The sequence below is a fragment of the Bacteroides propionicifaciens DSM 19291 = JCM 14649 genome (assembly GCF_000375405.1).
In the GTDB taxonomy this organism is placed as follows: Bacteria; Bacteroidota; Bacteroidia; order Bacteroidales; family Bacteroidaceae; genus Bacteroides_E; species Bacteroides_E propionicifaciens.
Genome location: NZ_AQWS01000004.1, coordinates 1 through 19,397, shown reverse-complemented (window position 1 = coordinate 19,397; position 19,397 = coordinate 1). Strand labels below are relative to the sequence as shown.

The 19,397-nt window shown below is 37.9% G+C and carries 20 protein-coding genes and 1 tRNA gene; 15 read left to right on the top strand and 6 right to left on the bottom strand.

The features are described from left to right. Positions 1-36 precede the first annotated feature (36 nt). Complete coding sequence (locus tag B091_RS0101865) at positions 37-363, top strand: calycin-like domain-containing protein (protein WP_018108308.1); 327 nt, start codon at positions 37-39, stop codon at positions 361-363. A gap of 146 nt (positions 364-509) precedes the next feature. Beyond that, positions 510-797 carry a hypothetical protein gene (locus B091_RS0101860; protein WP_018108307.1) on the top strand — a complete coding sequence of 96 codons (288 nt, stop codon included), beginning with the start codon at positions 510-512 and terminating at the stop codon, positions 795-797. Between the two features lie 167 nt (positions 798-964). Here the strand turns inward: B091_RS0101860 and B091_RS0101855 are convergent, their stop codons facing one another. After that, positions 965-1,747: a porin family protein gene (locus B091_RS0101855; RefSeq protein ID WP_018108306.1), complete on the bottom strand. Its 783-nt coding sequence runs from the start codon at positions 1,745-1,747 to the stop codon at positions 965-967. Between the two features lie 5 nt (positions 1,748-1,752). Next, a complete protein-coding gene (locus B091_RS0101850; RefSeq protein WP_018108305.1) occupies positions 1,753-2,892 on the bottom strand; it encodes a PCMD domain-containing protein in 1,140 nt (379 codons plus the stop codon). A gap of 217 nt (positions 2,893-3,109) precedes the next feature. On the opposite strand from B091_RS0101850, the gene B091_RS0101845 reads away from it, so the two are divergent. Then, positions 3,110-4,396 carry an L-cysteine desulfidase family protein gene (locus tag B091_RS0101845; RefSeq protein ID WP_018108304.1) on the top strand — a complete coding sequence of 429 codons (1,287 nt, stop codon included), beginning with the start codon at positions 3,110-3,112 and terminating at the stop codon, positions 4,394-4,396. Positions 4,397-4,487: 91 nt separating this feature from the next. Here B091_RS0101845 and B091_RS0101840 read toward each other — a convergent pair whose 3' ends face one another. After that, the gene (locus tag B091_RS0101840; protein WP_018108303.1) at positions 4,488-5,105 is read right to left on the bottom strand and encodes an FKBP-type peptidyl-prolyl cis-trans isomerase; all 618 of its coding nucleotides are present in this window, start codon (positions 5,103-5,105) and stop codon (positions 4,488-4,490) included. Between the two features lie 223 nt (positions 5,106-5,328). Between B091_RS0101840 and B091_RS0101835 the strand changes: the two genes are divergently transcribed. From B091_RS0101835 to B091_RS0101820, 4 genes are all read left to right on the top strand, one after another. Then, the gene (locus B091_RS0101835) at positions 5,329-6,075 is read left to right on the top strand and encodes an acyl-[acyl-carrier-protein] thioesterase (RefSeq protein ID WP_018108302.1); all 747 of its coding nucleotides are present in this window, start codon (positions 5,329-5,331) and stop codon (positions 6,073-6,075) included. Between the two features lie 177 nt (positions 6,076-6,252). Next, complete coding sequence (locus B091_RS0101830) at positions 6,253-8,499, top strand: aconitate hydratase (RefSeq protein ID WP_018108301.1); 2,247 nt, start codon at positions 6,253-6,255, stop codon at positions 8,497-8,499. Then, positions 8,499-9,704: an NADP-dependent isocitrate dehydrogenase gene (icd, locus tag B091_RS0101825; RefSeq protein WP_018108300.1), complete on the top strand. Its 1,206-nt coding sequence runs from the start codon at positions 8,499-8,501 to the stop codon at positions 9,702-9,704. The genes B091_RS0101830 and icd overlap by 1 nt, the downstream gene beginning before the upstream one ends. Beyond that, on the top strand, positions 9,701-11,044 hold the full coding sequence (locus B091_RS0101820; protein ID WP_018108299.1) for a citrate/2-methylcitrate synthase: 1,344 nt from the start codon (positions 9,701-9,703) through the stop codon (positions 11,042-11,044). The genes icd and B091_RS0101820 overlap by 4 nt, the downstream gene beginning before the upstream one ends. An 88-nt stretch (positions 11,045-11,132) precedes the next feature. Here the strand turns inward: B091_RS0101820 and pfkA are convergent, their stop codons facing one another. From pfkA to cmk, 3 genes are all read right to left on the bottom strand, one after another. Next, the gene (pfkA, locus tag B091_RS0101815; RefSeq protein ID WP_018108298.1) at positions 11,133-12,113 is read right to left on the bottom strand and encodes a 6-phosphofructokinase; all 981 of its coding nucleotides are present in this window, start codon (positions 12,111-12,113) and stop codon (positions 11,133-11,135) included. A gap of 104 nt (positions 12,114-12,217) precedes the next feature. Further along, on the bottom strand, positions 12,218-13,084 hold the full coding sequence (locus B091_RS0101810) for a 4-hydroxy-3-methylbut-2-enyl diphosphate reductase (protein WP_018108297.1): 867 nt from the start codon (positions 13,082-13,084) through the stop codon (positions 12,218-12,220). A gap of 12 nt (positions 13,085-13,096) precedes the next feature. Further along, positions 13,097-13,795 carry a (d)CMP kinase gene (gene cmk, locus B091_RS0101805; protein WP_018108296.1) on the bottom strand — a complete coding sequence of 233 codons (699 nt, stop codon included), beginning with the start codon at positions 13,793-13,795 and terminating at the stop codon, positions 13,097-13,099. Between the two features lie 258 nt (positions 13,796-14,053). On the opposite strand from cmk, the gene B091_RS0101800 reads away from it, so the two are divergent. The 8 genes from B091_RS0101800 (at position 14,054) to B091_RS0101765 (ending at position 19,229) form a co-directional block, all read left to right on the top strand. Beyond that, positions 14,054-14,746: an energy transducer TonB gene (locus B091_RS0101800; protein WP_018108295.1), complete on the top strand. Its 693-nt coding sequence runs from the start codon at positions 14,054-14,056 to the stop codon at positions 14,744-14,746. Between the two features lie 61 nt (positions 14,747-14,807). Beyond that, positions 14,808-15,782, top strand: coding sequence for a polyprenyl synthetase family protein (locus tag B091_RS0101795; protein WP_018108294.1), 975 nt, complete (start codon positions 14,808-14,810; stop codon positions 15,780-15,782). Positions 15,783-15,787: 5 nt separating this feature from the next. Beyond that, complete coding sequence (locus tag B091_RS0101790) at positions 15,788-16,564, top strand: TatD family hydrolase (protein WP_018108293.1); 777 nt, start codon at positions 15,788-15,790, stop codon at positions 16,562-16,564. 144 nt (positions 16,565-16,708) lie between these two features. Beyond that, positions 16,709-16,795: transfer RNA gene (locus tag B091_RS0101785), tRNA-Ser, on the top strand. Between the two features lie 71 nt (positions 16,796-16,866). Next, entirely contained in the window at positions 16,867-17,658 is a 792-nt protein-coding gene (locus B091_RS0101780; protein ID WP_018108292.1) for a MotA/TolQ/ExbB proton channel family protein, read from the top strand. A gap of 6 nt (positions 17,659-17,664) precedes the next feature. Further along, a complete protein-coding gene (locus tag B091_RS0101775) occupies positions 17,665-18,132 on the top strand; it encodes a hypothetical protein (protein ID WP_018108291.1) in 468 nt (155 codons plus the stop codon). Between the two features lie 45 nt (positions 18,133-18,177). Then, entirely contained in the window at positions 18,178-18,771 is a 594-nt protein-coding gene (locus B091_RS0101770) for an ExbD/TolR family protein (RefSeq protein ID WP_018108290.1), read from the top strand. Next, positions 18,771-19,229 (top strand): ExbD/TolR family protein, encoded by a 459-nt coding sequence (locus B091_RS0101765; protein WP_018108289.1) that lies wholly within the window; start codon positions 18,771-18,773, stop codon positions 19,227-19,229. The genes B091_RS0101770 and B091_RS0101765 overlap by 1 nt, the downstream gene beginning before the upstream one ends. Positions 19,230-19,397 lie beyond the last annotated feature (168 nt).

Below are 19,397 nucleotides of genomic sequence, written 5' to 3'. Positions count from 1 at the left end.
GACTTTAATTATTTAAAACAATTTAAAAGAAAGACAATGAAGAAAAATCTATTTGCATTTATTGCTGTTTTGGGCCTAGTAGGTCTATTTTCGGCATGTAGTAGTGATGATAAGAATGATCCAGTGCCACCAACCCCAGGTGCTACCCAATTTGATGGTTTCTATGCGGGCGAACTTGAAATTACTATAGAAGGAGAATACGCTTTGCCTAAGTTACCTGACCATATTGAAATAATTAAGTTAAGTAATGATAGAGCTACGCTTCAGTTGAAGAATTTTACATTTGGCAATGCAAACCTAGGAGATATCATTGTTCCAGATGTAGTGGTTACACATAAAGATGGTATCTTAGCCAAGTTGTAAAGACAATTTTTAAATCAATAGCTTTCCGAAAAGATGGAATTGTCACTGTTCTCTATAATGATGATAGTCTATTTGAGAGGTATCGTAAATACGCAACCTACTCTCTCTTATCCTCGAGTCAACTGGCTTTAAATCTTGACACTGGTGTGCTTATTAAAGAGGCTAGGGTCGATAGAAAAGATGTCCAGGAGGTACTTGCAGAGGTCTTTGCTAAAGACTTAATCGTTAACTATCAGATTGAAGCTGATAAACTTCGCTTGTCGTTTGATTTGGATTTTTTGGCACCTAAGTTTAGAGAGATATATGCACTCTTAAATCAATATCCCGATCAAACTCTGATTATTGAACCTGAAATCTACAGTATATTAGATCAGTTAAATATCCTGATTGATAAACTAGAATCATTTGAAATCAATTTACAGTTGAAGGTTTAAGCCTTAAGCCTTGTTTGGGTCTAGGTATATAGACCAGGGATATTCTATAATAAAAGGAGTAAGTCGTTATGAGCACCCGAGTAGGGTGGAACTCATAAACGACTTACTCCTTTTGTATATTTGAATAGGTAGTCTTGGACTAACTATCTATGTATCTCTAGAGAGAATTAGAACGCATAGCCAAACCCTACATTAAGATAAATGGGATACATGCTAAAGGTTACTGTGTCGAAGTCTTTCTTAAAGATATCATTCAGTCCCCAGTTCAAGTCAGCAAACACATTGAGGTGCTTGAATGCTCTCCATTCTGTTCCTAATCTTAGACCCCATTGAAACTTACGTAGGTCTTTAGAAAAGTCGTAGGTCGCTTTATTCTCGCCTTCGTAGACAACCTTAGGCCCAGTAGGATCTCCCTCACGAAGATAGCCATCGTAAACATGGCCAGAGAAATCTCGCTCTAGTACATAAGAGAAGTAAGGTCCCACTTTTAGATTAACACGGTTTGATACCTTGTAACCAAAGAGTAGGGGAAGTGTTAGGTTTGAGGTTCTGAACTTGGTAACTACATTACCAGTCCATTGTCCTGAAACTTCTTCACCACCGTTACCAATAATCTTCATGCCGTAGTTTTTAACCTGAGCATCTGTTCGCATTGACTTTGATTCAATGGTTAGACCGAAGATAAATCCGTATTGTTCTTTAACTCCAAACCATTTAGATACTTCTGCTCCTAACGAGAGTGCTAAGTCGGGACGGTACGAGTCTATTTTTCTAATTTCAGAAGGTAAAGGAATTGGTGAAGCACCACCGATATTGATACCAGCTTTAACTTCATATTCTAGTCCTCTTAGTGATGACCAAATAATCCCTCTGTTTCTGTCCGATTGTGCTAGAACCGATACTGAGCTAATCAGCATTACTAACACAAGTATATTCTTTGTTAATTTCATTTTTTCTATTTGAGGGTGTTAATACTATCTTCTTTTTTTTGGTTCTCTTGTACGATTAATTCAACTTCATCGATATAGAGTGTACTACCAACTGCTCCATTAAACCAAGCACCGTTCTTACTTGAACTGAAGACTAAGGCAATTTTGTAGACTCCACGTGCTAGTTTATCGGGATCAATAGTCTTGCCCTCTTTAAACTTAAAGTCGTAGTAAAACTCTGTCCACTCGCTTACTGGGTCAATTTTTTCGGGCCTAGCTAGAGCTATAATCTTAGGATCTGTTAACGAGTTACTTCCATTTAGCGTAGGAGTTTCTTCATCTGATTCGTAGAATACAGCATAGATATCCGCTTCATCAGTAACGTTAGGCTTTGTTTTGCCATTCTCTTTATAGGTTTTTCCTGGAGCATACTTATAGTAGCCTTTAATTGCTACAGGATGTTTTGTGAATGGTAATCCAAATCGAGTTGCTGCCAAAGCATTGTTGACGGCATCAATAACATTAAACTGCCCAATAAAAAGATTTCCTGCAGCGATAGGCATACCTACGCTAGCACCAAAGAATCCAGTACTTCTAGTCTCTAGTTTTGCGCACATACCCGTAACTCCTCCTGTGCTTTGCACTGTAGGGTAATCAGAGGGCTTTTTACCCGCTCCAGTAATTGAATAGCCACCGTTACCACTTGCCCATTGCATGATTTGGTATCCTCTGTCTAGCTCTATGAATGTGTCGAACTTTTCTTTTTCACCTTTAAGAAGATGCTCAAAAGAATATTTAAGTGGAAGTTCAGCGTCGATAACAGCTACACTATATCTCTTCTTCCATTTTTTGTCTTCAGAGGTTACTGTATAAATAATTGGTTCAGTAAAGTTTTGTGTCACTCCACTAGCTGGCTCTATTGTAGCCCCAGGAGTTAGTGTAAAAAGTGGTGTAATTTGAGTGACATCAGTGTCTTCGTATACTAAGATCGTTACACTGTACTTTCCTTGCTCACTATCATTTATAAATGGAGTTGTACTCGTAATATCTGGTTCCTCTACAGTACACGACAGAATATCTGCTTCTGCATTAGGATCTTCGCTCTGTATACAACTAGATAATATCACTAGTGAAAACAGGCTTAAGAGTGTTCGAAAAATTTTCATAAATAAGCTCTTATTAATATATTTAAGCTTCAAAGGTAACGCTCATTTTTATTATTACACAAAAATGGATTAAAAAACTAATCCTTAAATGCTTAAGGAGGCATATTTTCTTAATTATAGACTATTTATTACCGTTGTTTGGCTTTTTGTATACTTGCTAAACTACAGTAATATTGCATTTTAATTTGTTATATTTGCTCATACCTAATGAAACTTTATGAAACAAGAAGATAGAATTAAGATTGTTGAACTCATTAAAAGAGAAGTTGTCCCTGCTATTGGTTGCACAGAACCCATTGCAGTGGCTCTTTGCGTGGCCAAGGCTACAGAGGAACTCGGAAGCTTGCCAACCCATATTGATGTTTACTTAAGTGCCAATATGCTAAAAAATGCTATGGGAGTAGGAATACCTGGAACACAAGAGATAGGTTTACCCATGGCTGTGGCTTTAGGGGCAACCATAGGTGAATCTTCTTTGGGTCTGGAAGTTTTAAAACAAACTACTTCCTCTGCCGTTGAAGCTGCACATCAATATTTAGTAGAGACCCAGATTCGCATTCAACTTAAAGCAGAGGCTTGTGACAAACTTTATATTGAGGTTCATGCAAAAAATGAAACCGATGTGGTTGAGGCTATAATTTCAGGACAACATACGCATTTTATCTATTTAGCTAAAAATGGAGTTGAACTTCTTAATCAAGAAAAGACTTGCTTGCAAGGTGATTTTGGGCAAGAGGTTGAACTTACCCTAGAAAGGATTTATGAGTTTGCAACAACGGCCCCTTTTGCTGAACTTGAATTTATCTTGGAGGCAGCAACACTCAACAAACAAGCTGCTCAAGAAGCTTTCAGTCAAAACTATGGGCACTCTATCGGCAAGATGCTTTTGATGGGTAGTCAGCATAATTTACTGGGTGATAGTATTTATACTAAAGCTCTATCCTATACCTCAGCGGCTTGTGATGCTCGAATGTCGGGCGCAATGGTTACGGTGATGAGTAATTCGGGAAGTGGTAATCAAGGAATATCTGCCACACTGCCTATTGTTATTTATGCCCAAGAGCAAAACAAGAGTAAAGAAGAACTTGCTCGAGCTCTTATCTTGAGTCATTTGACCGCTATATATATAAAACAGAGTTTAGGCAGGCTGTCTGCACTTTGTGGTTGTGTTGTGGCGGCAACTGGGGCAAGTTGTGGTATTACCTATTTGATGGGTGGTGGTTACAAAGAAATCAGCTATGCAACCCAAAATATGATTGCCAACATAACAGGAATGCTTTGTGATGGGGCTAAGCCTAGCTGCTCGATGAAAGTTGCTACGGGTGTATCTACAGCAATACTTTCTGCTATGATGGCTATGGAAGGCAAGTCGGCAACTTCCGCAGAGGGGATAATTGATGCCGATGTAAACCAGACCATCCGTAATCTAACAAGAATTGGATCTTCGGGTATGCTCGAAACGGATAAAGTTGTACTTGATATTATGACACACAAAACAAAGTAGTGTCCTGCTATATAAATACGAAAACAGCAGTTATAGATGTCTATAACTGCTGTTTTTTGTCTTCATTCTGAAGTATGAACCGTGTAGTTTATTAGCAACCGCAACCGCTACCACAACCACCGTCGCAACCTGAATCATTTGATCCACAGCCACAACTGCCTTCGTCGTCCGATCCGCAGCCACCACCTGAGCCACATCCGCATCCTTCACCTTCGCCAGTAATCATGTTAACCATGCCTTGAATTTCTTCATTTGTAGCAGGTCTGTTTTCAACAACATAGCCGTCAAACACGATATCACTACCAGCTAGTGGGTGATTCATGTCCATGATAACCATATCGTCTTTGATTTCAACAACAGTACCGTTTAGAGTACGTCCGTCTTCATCCATAAGAGGAACAACATTACCTTCAAAAATATGCTCATTATCAAAATGGCCATCTACTTCAAACATCTCTTTTGGTAGTTCCAACACGTATTCGTCGTTGTAGTCACCATAAGCTTCGTCTTTAGTTAGAGTAAGGTTGAATTTCTCACCTTGAGCAAGCTCTTTTACACCTCTTTCGAAGGCTGGAAGAGTTGTTCCTAAATCAGAAATAAACTGAAAAGGACGTTCTGCTGTTGCTTCTTCAATTAACTCTTTATCACCGTCTTCTAGGCTATATAATTTATAGGCTACAGTAATATACTTATTATCAGAAATTGCCATTGTATAAAAATCTTTAGTATGAATACTATACGCTTTAATTTGCGTGTAATTTAATTGAGCAAAGATATTAATTTTTTCAGGATAGCTGTCCTATTGAAAGAAGATTTAACTTACATATATACTACATTGACCAGAATAAGTAAATTAAATAAATTATATTTATCAATCTGAAGTGTTAGGTATTCAAATTGAAGTACCTTAGTTTTGCAAAAAAAGAATAGATATGACGGATCAAGATAACCAAATTGGGCGCTACTCCTATGTAGCTGAGCCTTTCCATGTAGACTTTGAGGGTAAATTAACGTTAGGAATACTAGGGAATCACCTGCTTAACTGTGCAGGTTTTCACTCGTCCGATCGTGGATTTGGTATTGCTAAACTCAACGAAGACAATTATACTTGGGTATTGTCGCGTTTGGCCATAGAACTCGAAGACTTGCCCAACCAATATGAGGAATTCACCATTGAAACTTGGGTGGAAAATGTTTATCGCTTATTTACAGATCGTAACTATGCTATTTTAGATAAAGACAACCGACCTATTGGTTATGCTCGATCGGTTTGGGCTATGATAAACCTGTCAACCCGTAAACCAGCCAATCTTATCGAACTCCATGGTGGTGATATAAGTGAATATATTGTAGAAAAAGATTGTCCAATAGAGAAGCCTTCAAGAATCAAAGTGACTTCTCAAGAGCCAGTAGCTAAGATGCTTGCCAAATATACTGATATTGACATTAACGGACACGTTAACAGTATACGCTATATTGAGCATATTCTCGACCTGTTTCCTCTAGAGAAATACAAGAAAGGGATTAGACGCTTTGAAATGGCCTATGTAGCCGAAAGTTATTATAACGATGAATTGAGTTTTTATGTTGATGAATTAACTCCATCTGAATACGCTATAGAAATTAAAAGAAACGGTGACCAAATAGTTTGTAGATCTAAGATGGTATTCAATTCTTAGTATATATAATTAATAGTTATCCATTTGTATATGAGCAGGTAAGCAAAATAAAGCTTATCTGCTTTTTTGTTGCTTTATTTCAACATTAATTATTATCTTTTCAACTTTCTACCTCGCATAAGTGTTTTTCATAGAGAGACATCCTTATTAATTTATAACTTTAAAATCCTTGAGCATATGGTACATGATATCGAGATGATACAAGATTTCTACAAAGAATATCCAAAAAAGATTGCTGAAATCAAGCTGCTTTTGAAACGTCCGTTGACTTTGTCGGAGAAAATATTATATGGACATCTTTACGATAGCCAGCATGTGAAGTCGTTTGAGCGGGGAGGAGACTATGTCAATTTCCGACCCGACCGTGTGGCTATGCAAGACGCTACAGCACAAATGGCTTTATTGCAATTTATGAATGCTGGTATGGATAAGGTGCAAGTGCCTTCTACTGTTCATTGCGATCATCTTATTCAAGCTTATCAAGGGGCAAAAGAAGACTTATCAACAGCTCAAACCACTAATGGTGAGGTTTATGATTTTCTTAGGGATGTCTCTTCTCGATATGGTATTGGTTTTTGGGCACCAGGTTCAGGGATAATTCATCAAATTGTGCTCGAAAACTACGCCTTCCCTGGAGGAATGATGATTGGGACAGACTCACACACCCCCAATGCTGGTGGTTTGGGTATGGTTGCGATTGGTGTTGGTGGAGCTGATGCAGTGGATGTTATGACTGGTGCGGAGTGGGAGCTTAAAATGCCCAAACTTATTGGTGTGAAGCTAACAGGTAAGCTCAGTGGATGGGCTTCACCAAAAGATGTGATTTTAAAACTCGCTGGGATTTTGACCGTAAAAGGTGGAACTAATGCTATTATAGAGTATTTTGGTGAGGGAACCCAAACGATTTCTTGTACAGGTAAGGGCACCATTTGCAATATGGGTGCAGAAGTTGGTGCAACTACTTCGCTATTCCCTTATGATGAACGGATGAAAACTTACCTCGAAGCTACAGGGCGAACAGAAATAGCGAAGCTGGCTGATGTTGTAAGGGCCGATTTGCAAGCAGACCCAGAAGTGCTGTTAGCACCTGAACACTATTATGACCGTGTGATTGAAATCGACTTGTCACGAGTTGAACCGCATATAAATGGTCCTTTTACACCTGATTTGGCTACTCCAATTTCTGAATTTGCCAAAAAGGTCAAAGAGAATGGCTATCCTCAAAAGCTTGAAGTTGGCTTAATTGGTTCGTGTACAAACTCATCATACGAAGATATAACCCGCGCTGCTTCTGTTATTAAGCAGGCATTAGCACATAATATAAGTATAGGATCAGAGCTTTTGATTAATCCTGGTTCAGAAAAGATTAGAGCTACCATTGCGCGTGACGGTCTGCTCGACGTTTTCGATGGAGTAGGAGCAACAGTGATGGCTAATGCTTGCGGTCCTTGTATTGGACAGTGGAAACGTCACTCTGACGACCCAAATCGAAAAAATTCTATTATCACATCTTTTAATCGAAACTTTGCCAAGCGTGCTGATGGCAATCCAAATACTCACTCCTTTGTAGCTTCTCCTGAGGTTGTTGCAGCAATGACTATTGCGGGCGATTTAACCTTCAACCCTTTAACTGATAAGCTAAAAAGTGCTGATGGACAAAGCCTTAAACTTCAAGAGCCTGCTGGTTTTGAGCTTCCGCCAAAAGGGTTTGAAGACGGTTCAGCAGGTTTTACGGCACCTACGGATATTAAAAAAGAAATTTCTGTTAGTCCTACTTCGACACGTTTGCAGCTTCTTGAGCCTTTTCCTGCATGGGATGGTAAAGATTATGACGATTTAACCCTACTTATCAAAGCTAAGGGTAAATGTACTACTGATCATATCTCAATGGCTGGTCCATGGTTGCGTTATCGAGGACATTTGGAGAATATATCTGATAACTTGTTGATTGGTGCAATCAATGCTTTTAACGACAAAGCCAACTCGGTATGGAATCAGTTGACAAAATCCTATGAGGGTGTATCAGCTACTGCAAAGCAGTATAAAGAGCATAAAATCTCATCTATTGTGGTGGCTGAAGAAAATTATGGTGAAGGGTCAAGTCGTGAACATGCAGCTATGGAGCCTCGTTTCTTGGAGGTTAAAGCGATACTTGTGAAAAGCTTTGCTCGGATTCACGAAACAAACCTTAAAAAGCAGGGGATGCTAGCCATCACTTTTGCTAATCCGTCAGATTACGATAAGATTCAAGAAAAAGATAAAATCTCAATAATTGGTCTAAAAACATTTAGTCCAAACCATAACCTAAAGGTTGTGGCGCACCATATTGATGGTACAAAAGATGAATTTGAGGTTCGTCACACTTATAATGAGCAACAAATTGAGTGGTTCCGTGCAGGTTCGGCTTTAAATACGAAGAAATAATGAGTAAGATTAAAATAGATAGTCCAGGTAAGCTTTTAGTTCCCGATCAGGTTACTATACCCTATATCATGGGAGATGGTGTAGGGGTAGAAGTTACTCCTGTTATGCAAGCCGTAGTGGATGCTGCAATTCACAAAGCATATGCTGGAGCCAAAAAGATTGAGTGGAAAGAGGTTATGGCTGGCGAGAAGGCTTATAACGCCACAGGCTCTTGGTTGCCTGAAGAGACGCTACATGCTTTTGATGAGTATTTAGTAGGGATTAAGGGACCACTAACCACACCTGTTGGTGGGGGGATTCGCTCGCTCAATGTAATGTTGCGACAGACCTTAGATCTTTATGTTTGTCTTCGACCCGTGCGTTGGTTTAAGGGGGTTGAGTCTCCCTTAAAACGTCCTGATTTGGTGGATATGCATATATTCAGAGAAAACACCGAAGATATTTATGCTGGTATTGAGTGGGAAGCTGGTACTGCCGAAGCAAAAAAGTTCTATGATTTTATTCACAATGAACTGGGAGTAACCAAGGTAAGGTTTCCTGAAACCTCATCGTTTGGCGTTAAGCCTGTCTCTCGTGAAGGGACCGAACGATTGGTTAGAGCAGCTTGTAAGTATGCTTTAGAGCACGACCTCAAGCGAGTAACTCTAGTTCATAAGGGTAATATTATGAAATATACCGAAGGGGGATTTAAAAAATGGGGTTATGAGCTTGCCCAGTGTGAGTTTGCTGACGCAATAGCATCAGGTAAGCTTGTAATTAACGATAATATCGCAGATGCTTTCTTGCAAAATACCTTATTGAGACCTCAAGATTACGATGTAATAGCCACCTTAAATCTGAACGGTGATTACATCTCAGACCAACTTGCAGCTATGGTTGGTGGGATAGGCATTGCTCCTGGAGCAAATATCAATTACGATAGCGGACATGCCATATTTGAGGCTACACACGGTACTGCTCCTAATATTGCAGGACAGAATATTGTGAACCCCAGCTCAATTATTTTATCGGCCGTGATGCAACTTGAGTATATGGGTTGGACGGAAGCTGCTGAATTAATCACTCAAGCCTTAGAAACCTGCTTTAGCAGTGGTAGGGCGACCGCTGATTTGGCTAGATTTATGCCCGATGGACAATCCTTGGGTACCTTGGAGTTTGGACAAGAACTTGTTCAGATTATAAATGAAAATAGAGATGAATTATGAAAGAGGAATATTTAATTTATAAGCTGTCGGAGAAGATGAAAGAAGCCTCCAAAATTGACAACGACTTGTTTAGCAAGTTTGATGTAAAAAGAGGCTTGCGTAACGAAGACGGCACGGGAGTACTGGTTGGACTTACGAATATCGGAAACGTTGTGGGTTACCAGAGAGTTGAAGGTGGCGGGTTGAAACCTGTCCCTGGTAAACTCTACTACCGTGGCTACAATGTCGAAGACTTGGCTAATGCTGCTATAAAAGAAAATCGTTTTGGTTTTGAGGAAATTGCTTATTTGCTACTTTCGGGTGATTTGCCCGACAAGGAGGAATTACAAAGTTTCAAACGCCTGATTCATCGGAATGCAACGTTGGAGCACACCACACTAATGAATATCATTGAGCTCGAAGGGTCTAATGTAATGAATATATTAGCACGTAGTGTATTGGAATTGTATACGTTTGATCCCAACCCCGATGATACTTCTCGTGATAATTTGATGCGTCAGAGTATTGATTTATTAGCTAAAATTCCTACGATAATTGCATACGCGTTTAATATGTTTAGGCATGCTACTTTTGGTCGTTCTTTACATATTCGCCACCCTCGCAAAAAGTTAAGCTTTGCAGAGAACTTTCTGTATATGCTAAAACGCGATTATACTCGCCTAGATGCCAAAATGTTGGACTTATTACTGATTGTTCATGCAGAGCACGGAGGAGGTAATAACTCCACATTCTCGGTTCGTGTAACCTCTTCGACGGGTACTGACACCTACTCTTCTATTGCTGCAGGAATAGGATCTCTTAAGGGGCCGCTTCATGGTGGATCAAATATTCAGGTAGTTGATATGTTCCATCACCTTCAGAAAACCATCAAAGACTGGACAGATACTCAAGAGATAGACGATTATTTCGAGAAGATGCTAAAGAAGGAAGCTTACGATAAAAGTGGCTTAATCTATGGCATTGGTCATGCAGTCTATACTATCTCAGATCCTCGTGCCGTAATTCTGAAAGATGTTGCTAGAGATTTGGCGAGAGAGAAAGGAAAAGAAAAAGAATTTGCATTCTTAGAACTTTTAGAAGATCGTGGAATACTTACGTTCGAACGAGTGAAAAATAATGGGAAAACCGTATCGAGTAATGTGGATTTCTATTCGGGCTTTATTTACGAGATGATTGGACTGCCTGTCGAAATTTATACTTCGCTATTTGCGATGGCTCGTATTGTGGGGTGGTGTGCGCACCGAAACGAAGAGTTGAACTTCCAAGGCAAACGAATTATTCGCCCGGCATATCGTTCTATTTTTGATGAAGTCAGTTATGTTCCGTTGGATAAACGTTAAGCTTGTATCTTTAAGTTAATTATAAAACAAAGCCCCTTTGTCGATATCGACAAAGGGGCTTTGTTTTATAGCTTTTAGTCGAACTGTCTTAGATAGACAACTCAGCAAGAACTTGTACTAATTCTTCTTTAATTGGCTTGTCGTTCTTAATGGCTTTTCTAAAAGGTACATATACGATTTCATCGTTTTCGATTCCAATCATAACGTTGTGGTATCCTTCTATCAAGGCATCGATAGCTGCAACTCCTAGGCGGCTAGCTAGAATACGGTCGTTAGCCGTAGGGCTTCCACCACGTTGTAAGTGTCCTAGAATAGTCACACGTACGTCGTATTGTGGGTATTCGTTTTTCACCCTTTCAGCAAGATGCATTGCACCACCAGTAAGTTCGCTTTCTGCAACAAGTACAATACTACTTGTTTTAGACTTTCTAAATCCTCTACTGATAAGAGATTCTAATTGATCATCTTTTGTACTAAATTCGGGAATAATTGCAGCTTCAGCTCCAGCAGCAATGGCCCCGTTTAAAGCTAAGAAACCTGCATCTCTACCCATAACTTCTACAAAAAATAGTCGTTCGTGCGATGAGGCTGTATCTCTAATTTTATCGACTGCATCAAGTATTGTATTGAGTGCGGTGTCGTAGCCAATTGTGGTATCAGTACCAAAGAGGTCATTGTCAATTGTACCAGGTAGACCGATACAGGGTACGTTATATTCTTGAGCGAAGATACGTGCTCCACTGAGTGAACCATCTCCACCAATAACTATTAAGGCATCAATACCTTCTTTTTGTAAGTTATCGTAGGCACATTTACGTCCTTCTTCAGTCTTGAATTCAGCACATCTTGCAGTCTTTAGGATAGTACCTCCAAGTTGGATGACATTACTAACGTCTTCACTTTTAAATTCTTTGATTTCTCCAGTTACCAACCCTTTATATCCTCTATAAATGCCTTTAACTTTTAAACCTTTATATACAGCCGCACGAGTTAAAGCACGAATAGCTGCATTCATCCCAGGTGCATCACCACCCGAAGTTAATATTCCTACACACTGAATAGTTTTCATTACAATTATACTTTTAAAGTAGTTGGTGCAAAGATACAAAAAAGGGATTTCATTCTTAATTTATTAAGAATGAAATCCCTAATGTTATTAGCACCTGACAAAGATTAGTTTGTTTTTTGTTTGATAAAAAGTAGAACCTCCTCCATGAGCCAAGTAGGTGTTGAGGTTGCTCCACAAATTCCTATTGATTTGGCTTGATCTAAAAGAGATATATCTATTTCTCCTGTTCCATCTATAAAATGAGTGTTTGGATTCATGGTTTTGCACTCATTAAAAAGGATCTTTCCGTTAGAGCTTTTTTTGCCACTAACAAAGAATATCAAATCGTGTGAGGCAGCGAAAATCTTGATATTAGGGATTCTATTGGATACTTGTCGGCAGATTGTATCTGAGTATTTAAAGGTAGCTGTAGGAGCTAAATGTTCTTCGATATAGCTCACTATCTTTTGAAATTCATCGAGTGATTTTGTTGTCTGAGAATAGAGACGAATACTGTGATTAAAGTCAAGTTGCTTAACCTCATCAAGATTTTCAACAACAATGGCCTTACCTGCAGTTTGCCCTACAAGACCTAAGACTTCTGCATGTCCATTTTTACCATAAATCACAATCTGTTTTTTCTCCGTATTGGTAAGATCGTGCTCCTTCTTTATCTTTTTCTGTAGTCGAAGAACAACGGGGCAGGTTGCATCAATAATTGTAATTCGATTTTTTTTTGCTATTTCATAGGTTGTGGGTGGTTCTCCATGCGCTCTAAGGAGGACTGTCGCATCTCTCAGTTGAGCAAACTCTTCGTGATTAATGGTGATTAGTCCCATTCTCTTTAGTCGTTCAACTTCTTTGCTATTATGCACGATATCTCCCAAACAATACAATTTGTTTCCTTCGGCCAGTACTTGCTCAGCTTTGTTTATAGCAGTCACTACACCAAAGCAAAATCCTGACCCTTTGTCTATTTCTATATTAGCCATTAAATTAAAGTTTTAATTTGATGATGAAACAGCTCTCTTATATTTGTCTAGTAGCCATTTCTTTTGTTCAGCAATGGTCATATTGCTATTGTCTAAAACAATAGCATCGGCTGCTTGTTTAAGTGGGCTCAATTTTCTTGTCTGGTCGATGTAATCACGTTCTTCGATGTTTTTTAGAATCTCTTGATAATCAGCATTACCAGTTTTAGCTATCATTTCATCATATCTTCTTTTTGCTCTGACTTCGGCTGAAGCTGTGACAAAAATCTTTAATTCAGCTTCAGGAAATACTGTTGTACAGATATCGCGTCCATCCATGACAATACCTTTGTTTTTGCCCATCGCTTTTTGTTGAGCGACCATTTCATCTCGAATAAAATCAAGTGTTGCTATTGGGCTGACACGTTTGGATACCTCCATGCTGCGAATCTCCTTTTCTACATTGATTCCATTTAAATAGGTTTCGGGTAGGTTTGTTTCTGGATTGAGTTTGAAAGTGACGTTAAGCTTATCTAAGTTGGCTTTTAATAAGTGGGTATTGATTGTATTATCAGGGTTGAATGCATTAATATTTAAGGCAAAAAGGGTAACTGCACGATACATTGCACCGCTATCTATATATATATATCCTATCTCTTTGGCTAAGTCTTTAGCCATAGTACTCTTTCCACATGAAGAGAACCCGTCTATTGCAATAATTATCTTATTCATATATAAATTCTTTTTTCTTGTTTGGATAATCTGTTTTAAAGCTCAGTTGTTTACTTTTAAAAGACCAAAGATAAGTCATTATTTCAGCATAGCTATATTGTATACGTTCTAAATTGCATGCTTTTAAAAGCTTAAAAAAAGTAAAAAAGAATAAGTAGTGAGCAAGAATCTACTTTTTATAGTAGAAATCTTGTTTAAATAGTTCTATATTTGCCATTAAGTAGAAGCAGATTACATTTTATTAATCATATATAGATCATGGAAGTAAAAAAATCGCCCAAAGCGAACTTAGAGCCAAGAAAACTCACTTGGCAACTTCTTGGATTTGTTATGGTTTTAGCATTCTTGTTCGTGGCCTTTGAGTGGTCTCGTCGTGATGTTAAAATTGACACAAGCCAAGCAGTAAGAGACATTGCGTTTGAGGAAGAAATTATGCCGATTACCGAGCAGCTTGAACTCCCTCCACCACCACCACCAGCTGAGGTTCCTACCCAGGTTCCTGAAATTTTGAATGTGGTTGAAGATGATGAGGAAGTAGCAGATGTTAAAATCCAAAGTGATGAGGATTTAGGACAAAAAGTTGAAATTAAAACGTATGTAGCTCCTACAATTATAGAAAAAGGTCCTCAAGAGGACGAAATCTTCATGGTTGTTGAAGATATGCCAGAACCTCCGGGTGGTATTGCTGAATTGATGAAATTCTTAGGTAAAAACATCAAATATCCAACCATTGCTCAAGAAAACGGTATTCAAGGACGTGTAGTTGTTGAATTCGTAGTAAACCGAGACGGTTCGATTGTTGATCCTAAGGTTGTACGTGGAGTTGACCCATCGCTGGACAAAGAAGCAGTTCGTGTGATTATGTCTATGCCGAAGTGGAAACCAGGTAAGCAAGGTGGTAAAACCGTACGTGTAAAATACACTGTTCCTGTAACATTTAGATTAAAATAATCATTGATTATACATTAAAAAGGCTGCCTTTGCAGCCTTTTTTTATTAAGTTTTTGTAGAAATGAAGACTGTACCCGAATTAAAAGCTCTGATAAATGGGCAAATTGCAACGCTAAAGAGTAAAAAAGAGCCTAAAAACTTGTATGAACCGATACATTATGTTCTCTCTATGGGAGGGAAACGTATTCGTCCTTTACTTATGTTGATGACTTATGAACTTTATAAAGATAGTTACAGTGAGGTTTTACCTGCTGCTGCAGCTATTGAAGTATATCATAACTTTACGTTGCTTCACGACGACTTAATGGATAAGTCCGATTTGCGTCGTAATAAGCCGACAGTGCACAATGTTTGGAATGAGAATACAGCCATTCTTTCGGGGGATACGATGCTCATATTATCTTATCATTTACTCGCTAAAGTTCCTGCCGAGCATCTATCTAAAGTGCTTAATGAATTTAACAAGGCAACGCTCGAAATTTGTGAAGGGCAAGAGTATGATATTCAGTTTGAAACGCGTGATAATGTTAAAGCAGAAGAGTATCTTGATATGATTCGCTTAAAAACAGCTGTTTTATTGGCTAGTAGCATGAGAATTGGTGCTGTAGTAGCTGGAGCATCAAGTAAAGATGCTGATCTTCTCTATAAGTTTGGGCTTAATGTAGGTCTAGCTTTTCAGCTGCAAGATGATTATCTTGATGTTTATGGAGATCCTAAGGTTTTCGGAAAGAATACGGGTGATGATATTGCAACCAACAAAAAAACATATATGCTGATTAAGGCTTGTGAGAAAGCTACTGGTGAAAATAAAAGGCTCCTTAATGAGTGGATTCATACAGCGTTTTTTGAGCGTCAAGACAAAATTAAAGCTGTAACAGCAATATATAATGAGTTGGGTATAGATAAGATCTGTAAAGAGAAAATGGATGAATACTATAATGTGGCTATTGAAGCATTGTCCAATGTTTCAGTTGATTCGAAACTAAAAGAACCCTTATTTAAGATTGCCGCTGAACTTATGAACCGTAATATTTAAGCTTAATGCAATTTATTGATTCTCATGCCCATCTTTATGCCCAGGAGTTTGATCTTGATAGATTAGACGTTATTAGTCGTGCCAAAGAGGTTGGTGTGTCAAAAATACTGCTGCCTAATATAGATGTAGAGTCTATCGATCGTATGATGGATACTTATCAGTTAGATACTGATTTTTTCTCTGTAATGATGGGCTTACATCCTACCTCTGTAAAGGCTGATTATCAAGATCAACTTGATGTAATGAAGGACTTACTTGAGTCTGATCCCGATTTATATGTAGCTATTGGTGAAGTTGGGCTTGATTATTATTGGGATAAAACTTTTCAGACTCAACAAATCAGTGCTCTTAAAGAGCAGCTTAGATGGGCCTTATTCTATAATCTTCCCGTAGTTTTACACTGTCGAGATGCTTATTCCGATTTAGCTTCATTACTGAAGAAGCCAGAATATCAAAATCTTACGGGGGTTATTCATAGTTTCTCGGGGAGTGAGCATGAACTTGATCTGTTTTTGCCGTTGGATAATTGGTATATAGGGTTAAATGGAATTATAACATTTAAGAACTCTGGAATGGCTCAATTCATAAAAAAAATCCCTCTTGAACGCTTGTTAATTGAAACAGATTGCCCATATTTAACCCCAGTTCCTTACAGGGGTAAACGCAATGAGAGTGCTTTTTTGTATCATACTCTAAGCAAAATAGCCGTAATCTATGCGAAAAGTGTAGAAAATATGGCTGAAATTACGCTAAATAATACCATAAGGTGTTTTGGGATTTAAATTTGCTATAATAAGCTTTTAAAGTTTATTAATTTATAAGTGAACTGTTACATTAATCATCTAATAATAGGGAGATGATAAAAAAAAAGAATACATTTGTAACTAAATATCTTTTAGTCAGTTTTGGTTATTAGTGTATTAAAAGGAGAGGTGCTCGAGTGGTTGATGAGGCACGCCTGGAAAGCTTGTATACGTGTAAATGTATCGCGGGTTCGAATCCCGCTCTCTCCGCGATTAGGAAACTAAATTAAATCAACAAAAAGTAAATATTAAATTAATTAATCTTAAAAATTAGACACACAATGAAAAAGTTATTTGCAATTGTTGCTGTTATCGGAGCTATGGCTTTTGGCTCAATTCAGCTAGTAAATGCACAAGATGCTGGAGTAAAAGCAACTGAAGCAGCAGTAGAACAAGCTGAAGCGATGCTAGATACTACTTACGAAGTAAACGGTAGCCTTCACAAAGAAATGAAAACTAAGTTTATTGAGGGTGATGCCTTCTTTATGAGTTTAGTAGCTATTGCTTTAGTTATTGGTCTTGCATTCTGTATTGAGAGAATTATTTATCTAAGTTTAGCAGAAATCAACACAAAAAAATTCATGGCTTCAATCGAAGCAGCTCTTGAAAAAGGTGATGTTGAAGAAGCTAAAAATATCGCAAGAGACACTAGAGGTCCAGTTGCGTCAATTTACTACCAAGGTCTTATGAGAATTGACCAAGGAATTGATGTAGTTGAGAAATCTGTAGTATCATATGGTGGTGTTCAAGCTGGTTTCTTGGAAAAAGGTTGTTCTTGGATTACTCTATTTATCGCTATGGCTCCATCACTTGGTTTCTTAGGAACAGTACTTGGTATGGTTATGGCGTTTGATAAAATTCAACAAGTAGGTGATATTTCTCCAACAGTTGTTGCTGGTGGTATGAAAGTTGCTTTGATTACTACAATTTTCGGTCTTGTTGTAGCTCTTATTCTACAATTATTTTACAACTATATCCTTGCTAAAATTGAGTCTATCACAAGTGAAATGGAAGATTCTTCTATCTCTCTACTTGATATGATCATCAAATATAACTTGAAATACAAAAACTAATCAACAATGAAATTATCATATAGAATATCATACTATATCCTATACGCATTGTTTGCTATTATTTTGATTGTTTTAGGTCTATACTACTTTGGTGGTGAAATGGATAGTCCCATTGTTCCTGAGCTTTCAAACCCTGCAAATACTGAGGCTTTGATATTCCTCATGTATGCGTTATTAGGTTTAACTGTAGCTGCTACAGTGATTGCATTCCTAGCACAATTTGTGGCTTCACTAAAAGAAAACCCTGTTAAAGCTATTAAGTCTTTAGCTGGTGTAGTCTTCCTAGTTATTGTATTAGTTGTTTCTTGGGTTTTGGGTAGTGATACTCCGCTAGTATTGCCAGGTTATGAAGGTACTGACAACGTGCCTTTCTGGTTGAAACTAACAGATATGTTTATCTATTCAATTTATTTCTTATTATTTGTTACTATCGCATCAATTTTTGGTAGTAGCATTAAAAAAAGATTTTCTTAAGTATTGCTACTTAAGAAGTAACCTGAAAAATTAAATATTATAACTATGGCAAAAGGAAATAGAAAAGTACCTGAGATTAACTCAAGTTCAACTGCCGATATCGCGTTCCTATTGCTGATTTTCTTCTTGGTTACAACGTCTATGGATACAGACATGGGGCTTGCTAGACAGCTGCCTCCTATGCCTGATGAAAATGAAAAGATAGACGAAGATATTAAGATCAAGGAGAGAAATATTCTTAAGATTATGATTAATAGAAATAACGAAATCATGTACGATGATGAAGTTATTCCACTTAATAAATTGAGAGAAAGAGCAAAGGAATTTGTTGCTAATCCGTACAATGAAGCATCTAAACCAGAGAAAGTATCTGAGCGTGTTCCATTTTTTGGAGACTATTTGGTTACTAAAAACCACGTAATTTCTGTTCAGAATGACGGTGATACATCTTATAAGGTTTATTTTGAAGTTCAAAACGAATTAGTTGCGGCTTATAACGAACTTCGTGATGAGATTTCTAAGGAAAAATGGCAAAAGAACTATGCCGCTTTAACTGATGATCAGCAAGCAGCAGTTCGTGAAATTTATCCACAGAAGATATCCGAAGCTGTACCTAAAACATATGGAGGGAAAAAATAATGGGGAAATTTAATAAAACGGGTAAGAGAGGCATGCCCACTCTTAATACTTCTTCTTTACCTGACTTGATTTTTACTTTATTATTCTTCTTCATGATTGTAACTACAATGCGTGAGGTAACTTTGAAAGTTAAATTTCAAGTTCCTACTGGTACAGAGTTGGAGAAGTTAGAAAAGAAATCACTAGTGACATTTATTTATATCGGACCTCCGACAGACCTAAAGATGGGTACTGCGAGTCGTGTGCAAATCAATGATGATTTTGCTGTAAACGAAGGAGATATTCGTGAATTTGTTACTGCTGAACGTGCAACAATGAGTGAAGAAGATAAACCTTTGATGAGGGTGTCTTTAAAGATTGACGGTGATACTAAGATGGGTATTGTATCAGACGTTAAGAAAGAGTTAAGACAAGCTTCAGCTTTGAAGATTACTTACTCTGCTCGTAAGAAAGATTAAACTACAGCTAGCTTAGTTTATACATAAATAAGGGTCAGAACTTTGATGAGTTCTGACCCTTATTCTTTATTTTAATTACTGCTTTATAGGTTCGGGTTGTGACAAGTGTTGATCGGCCTATTTGGGCTCAGTTCATAAAGTTGGGGATTTAACATATGGTTAATGATA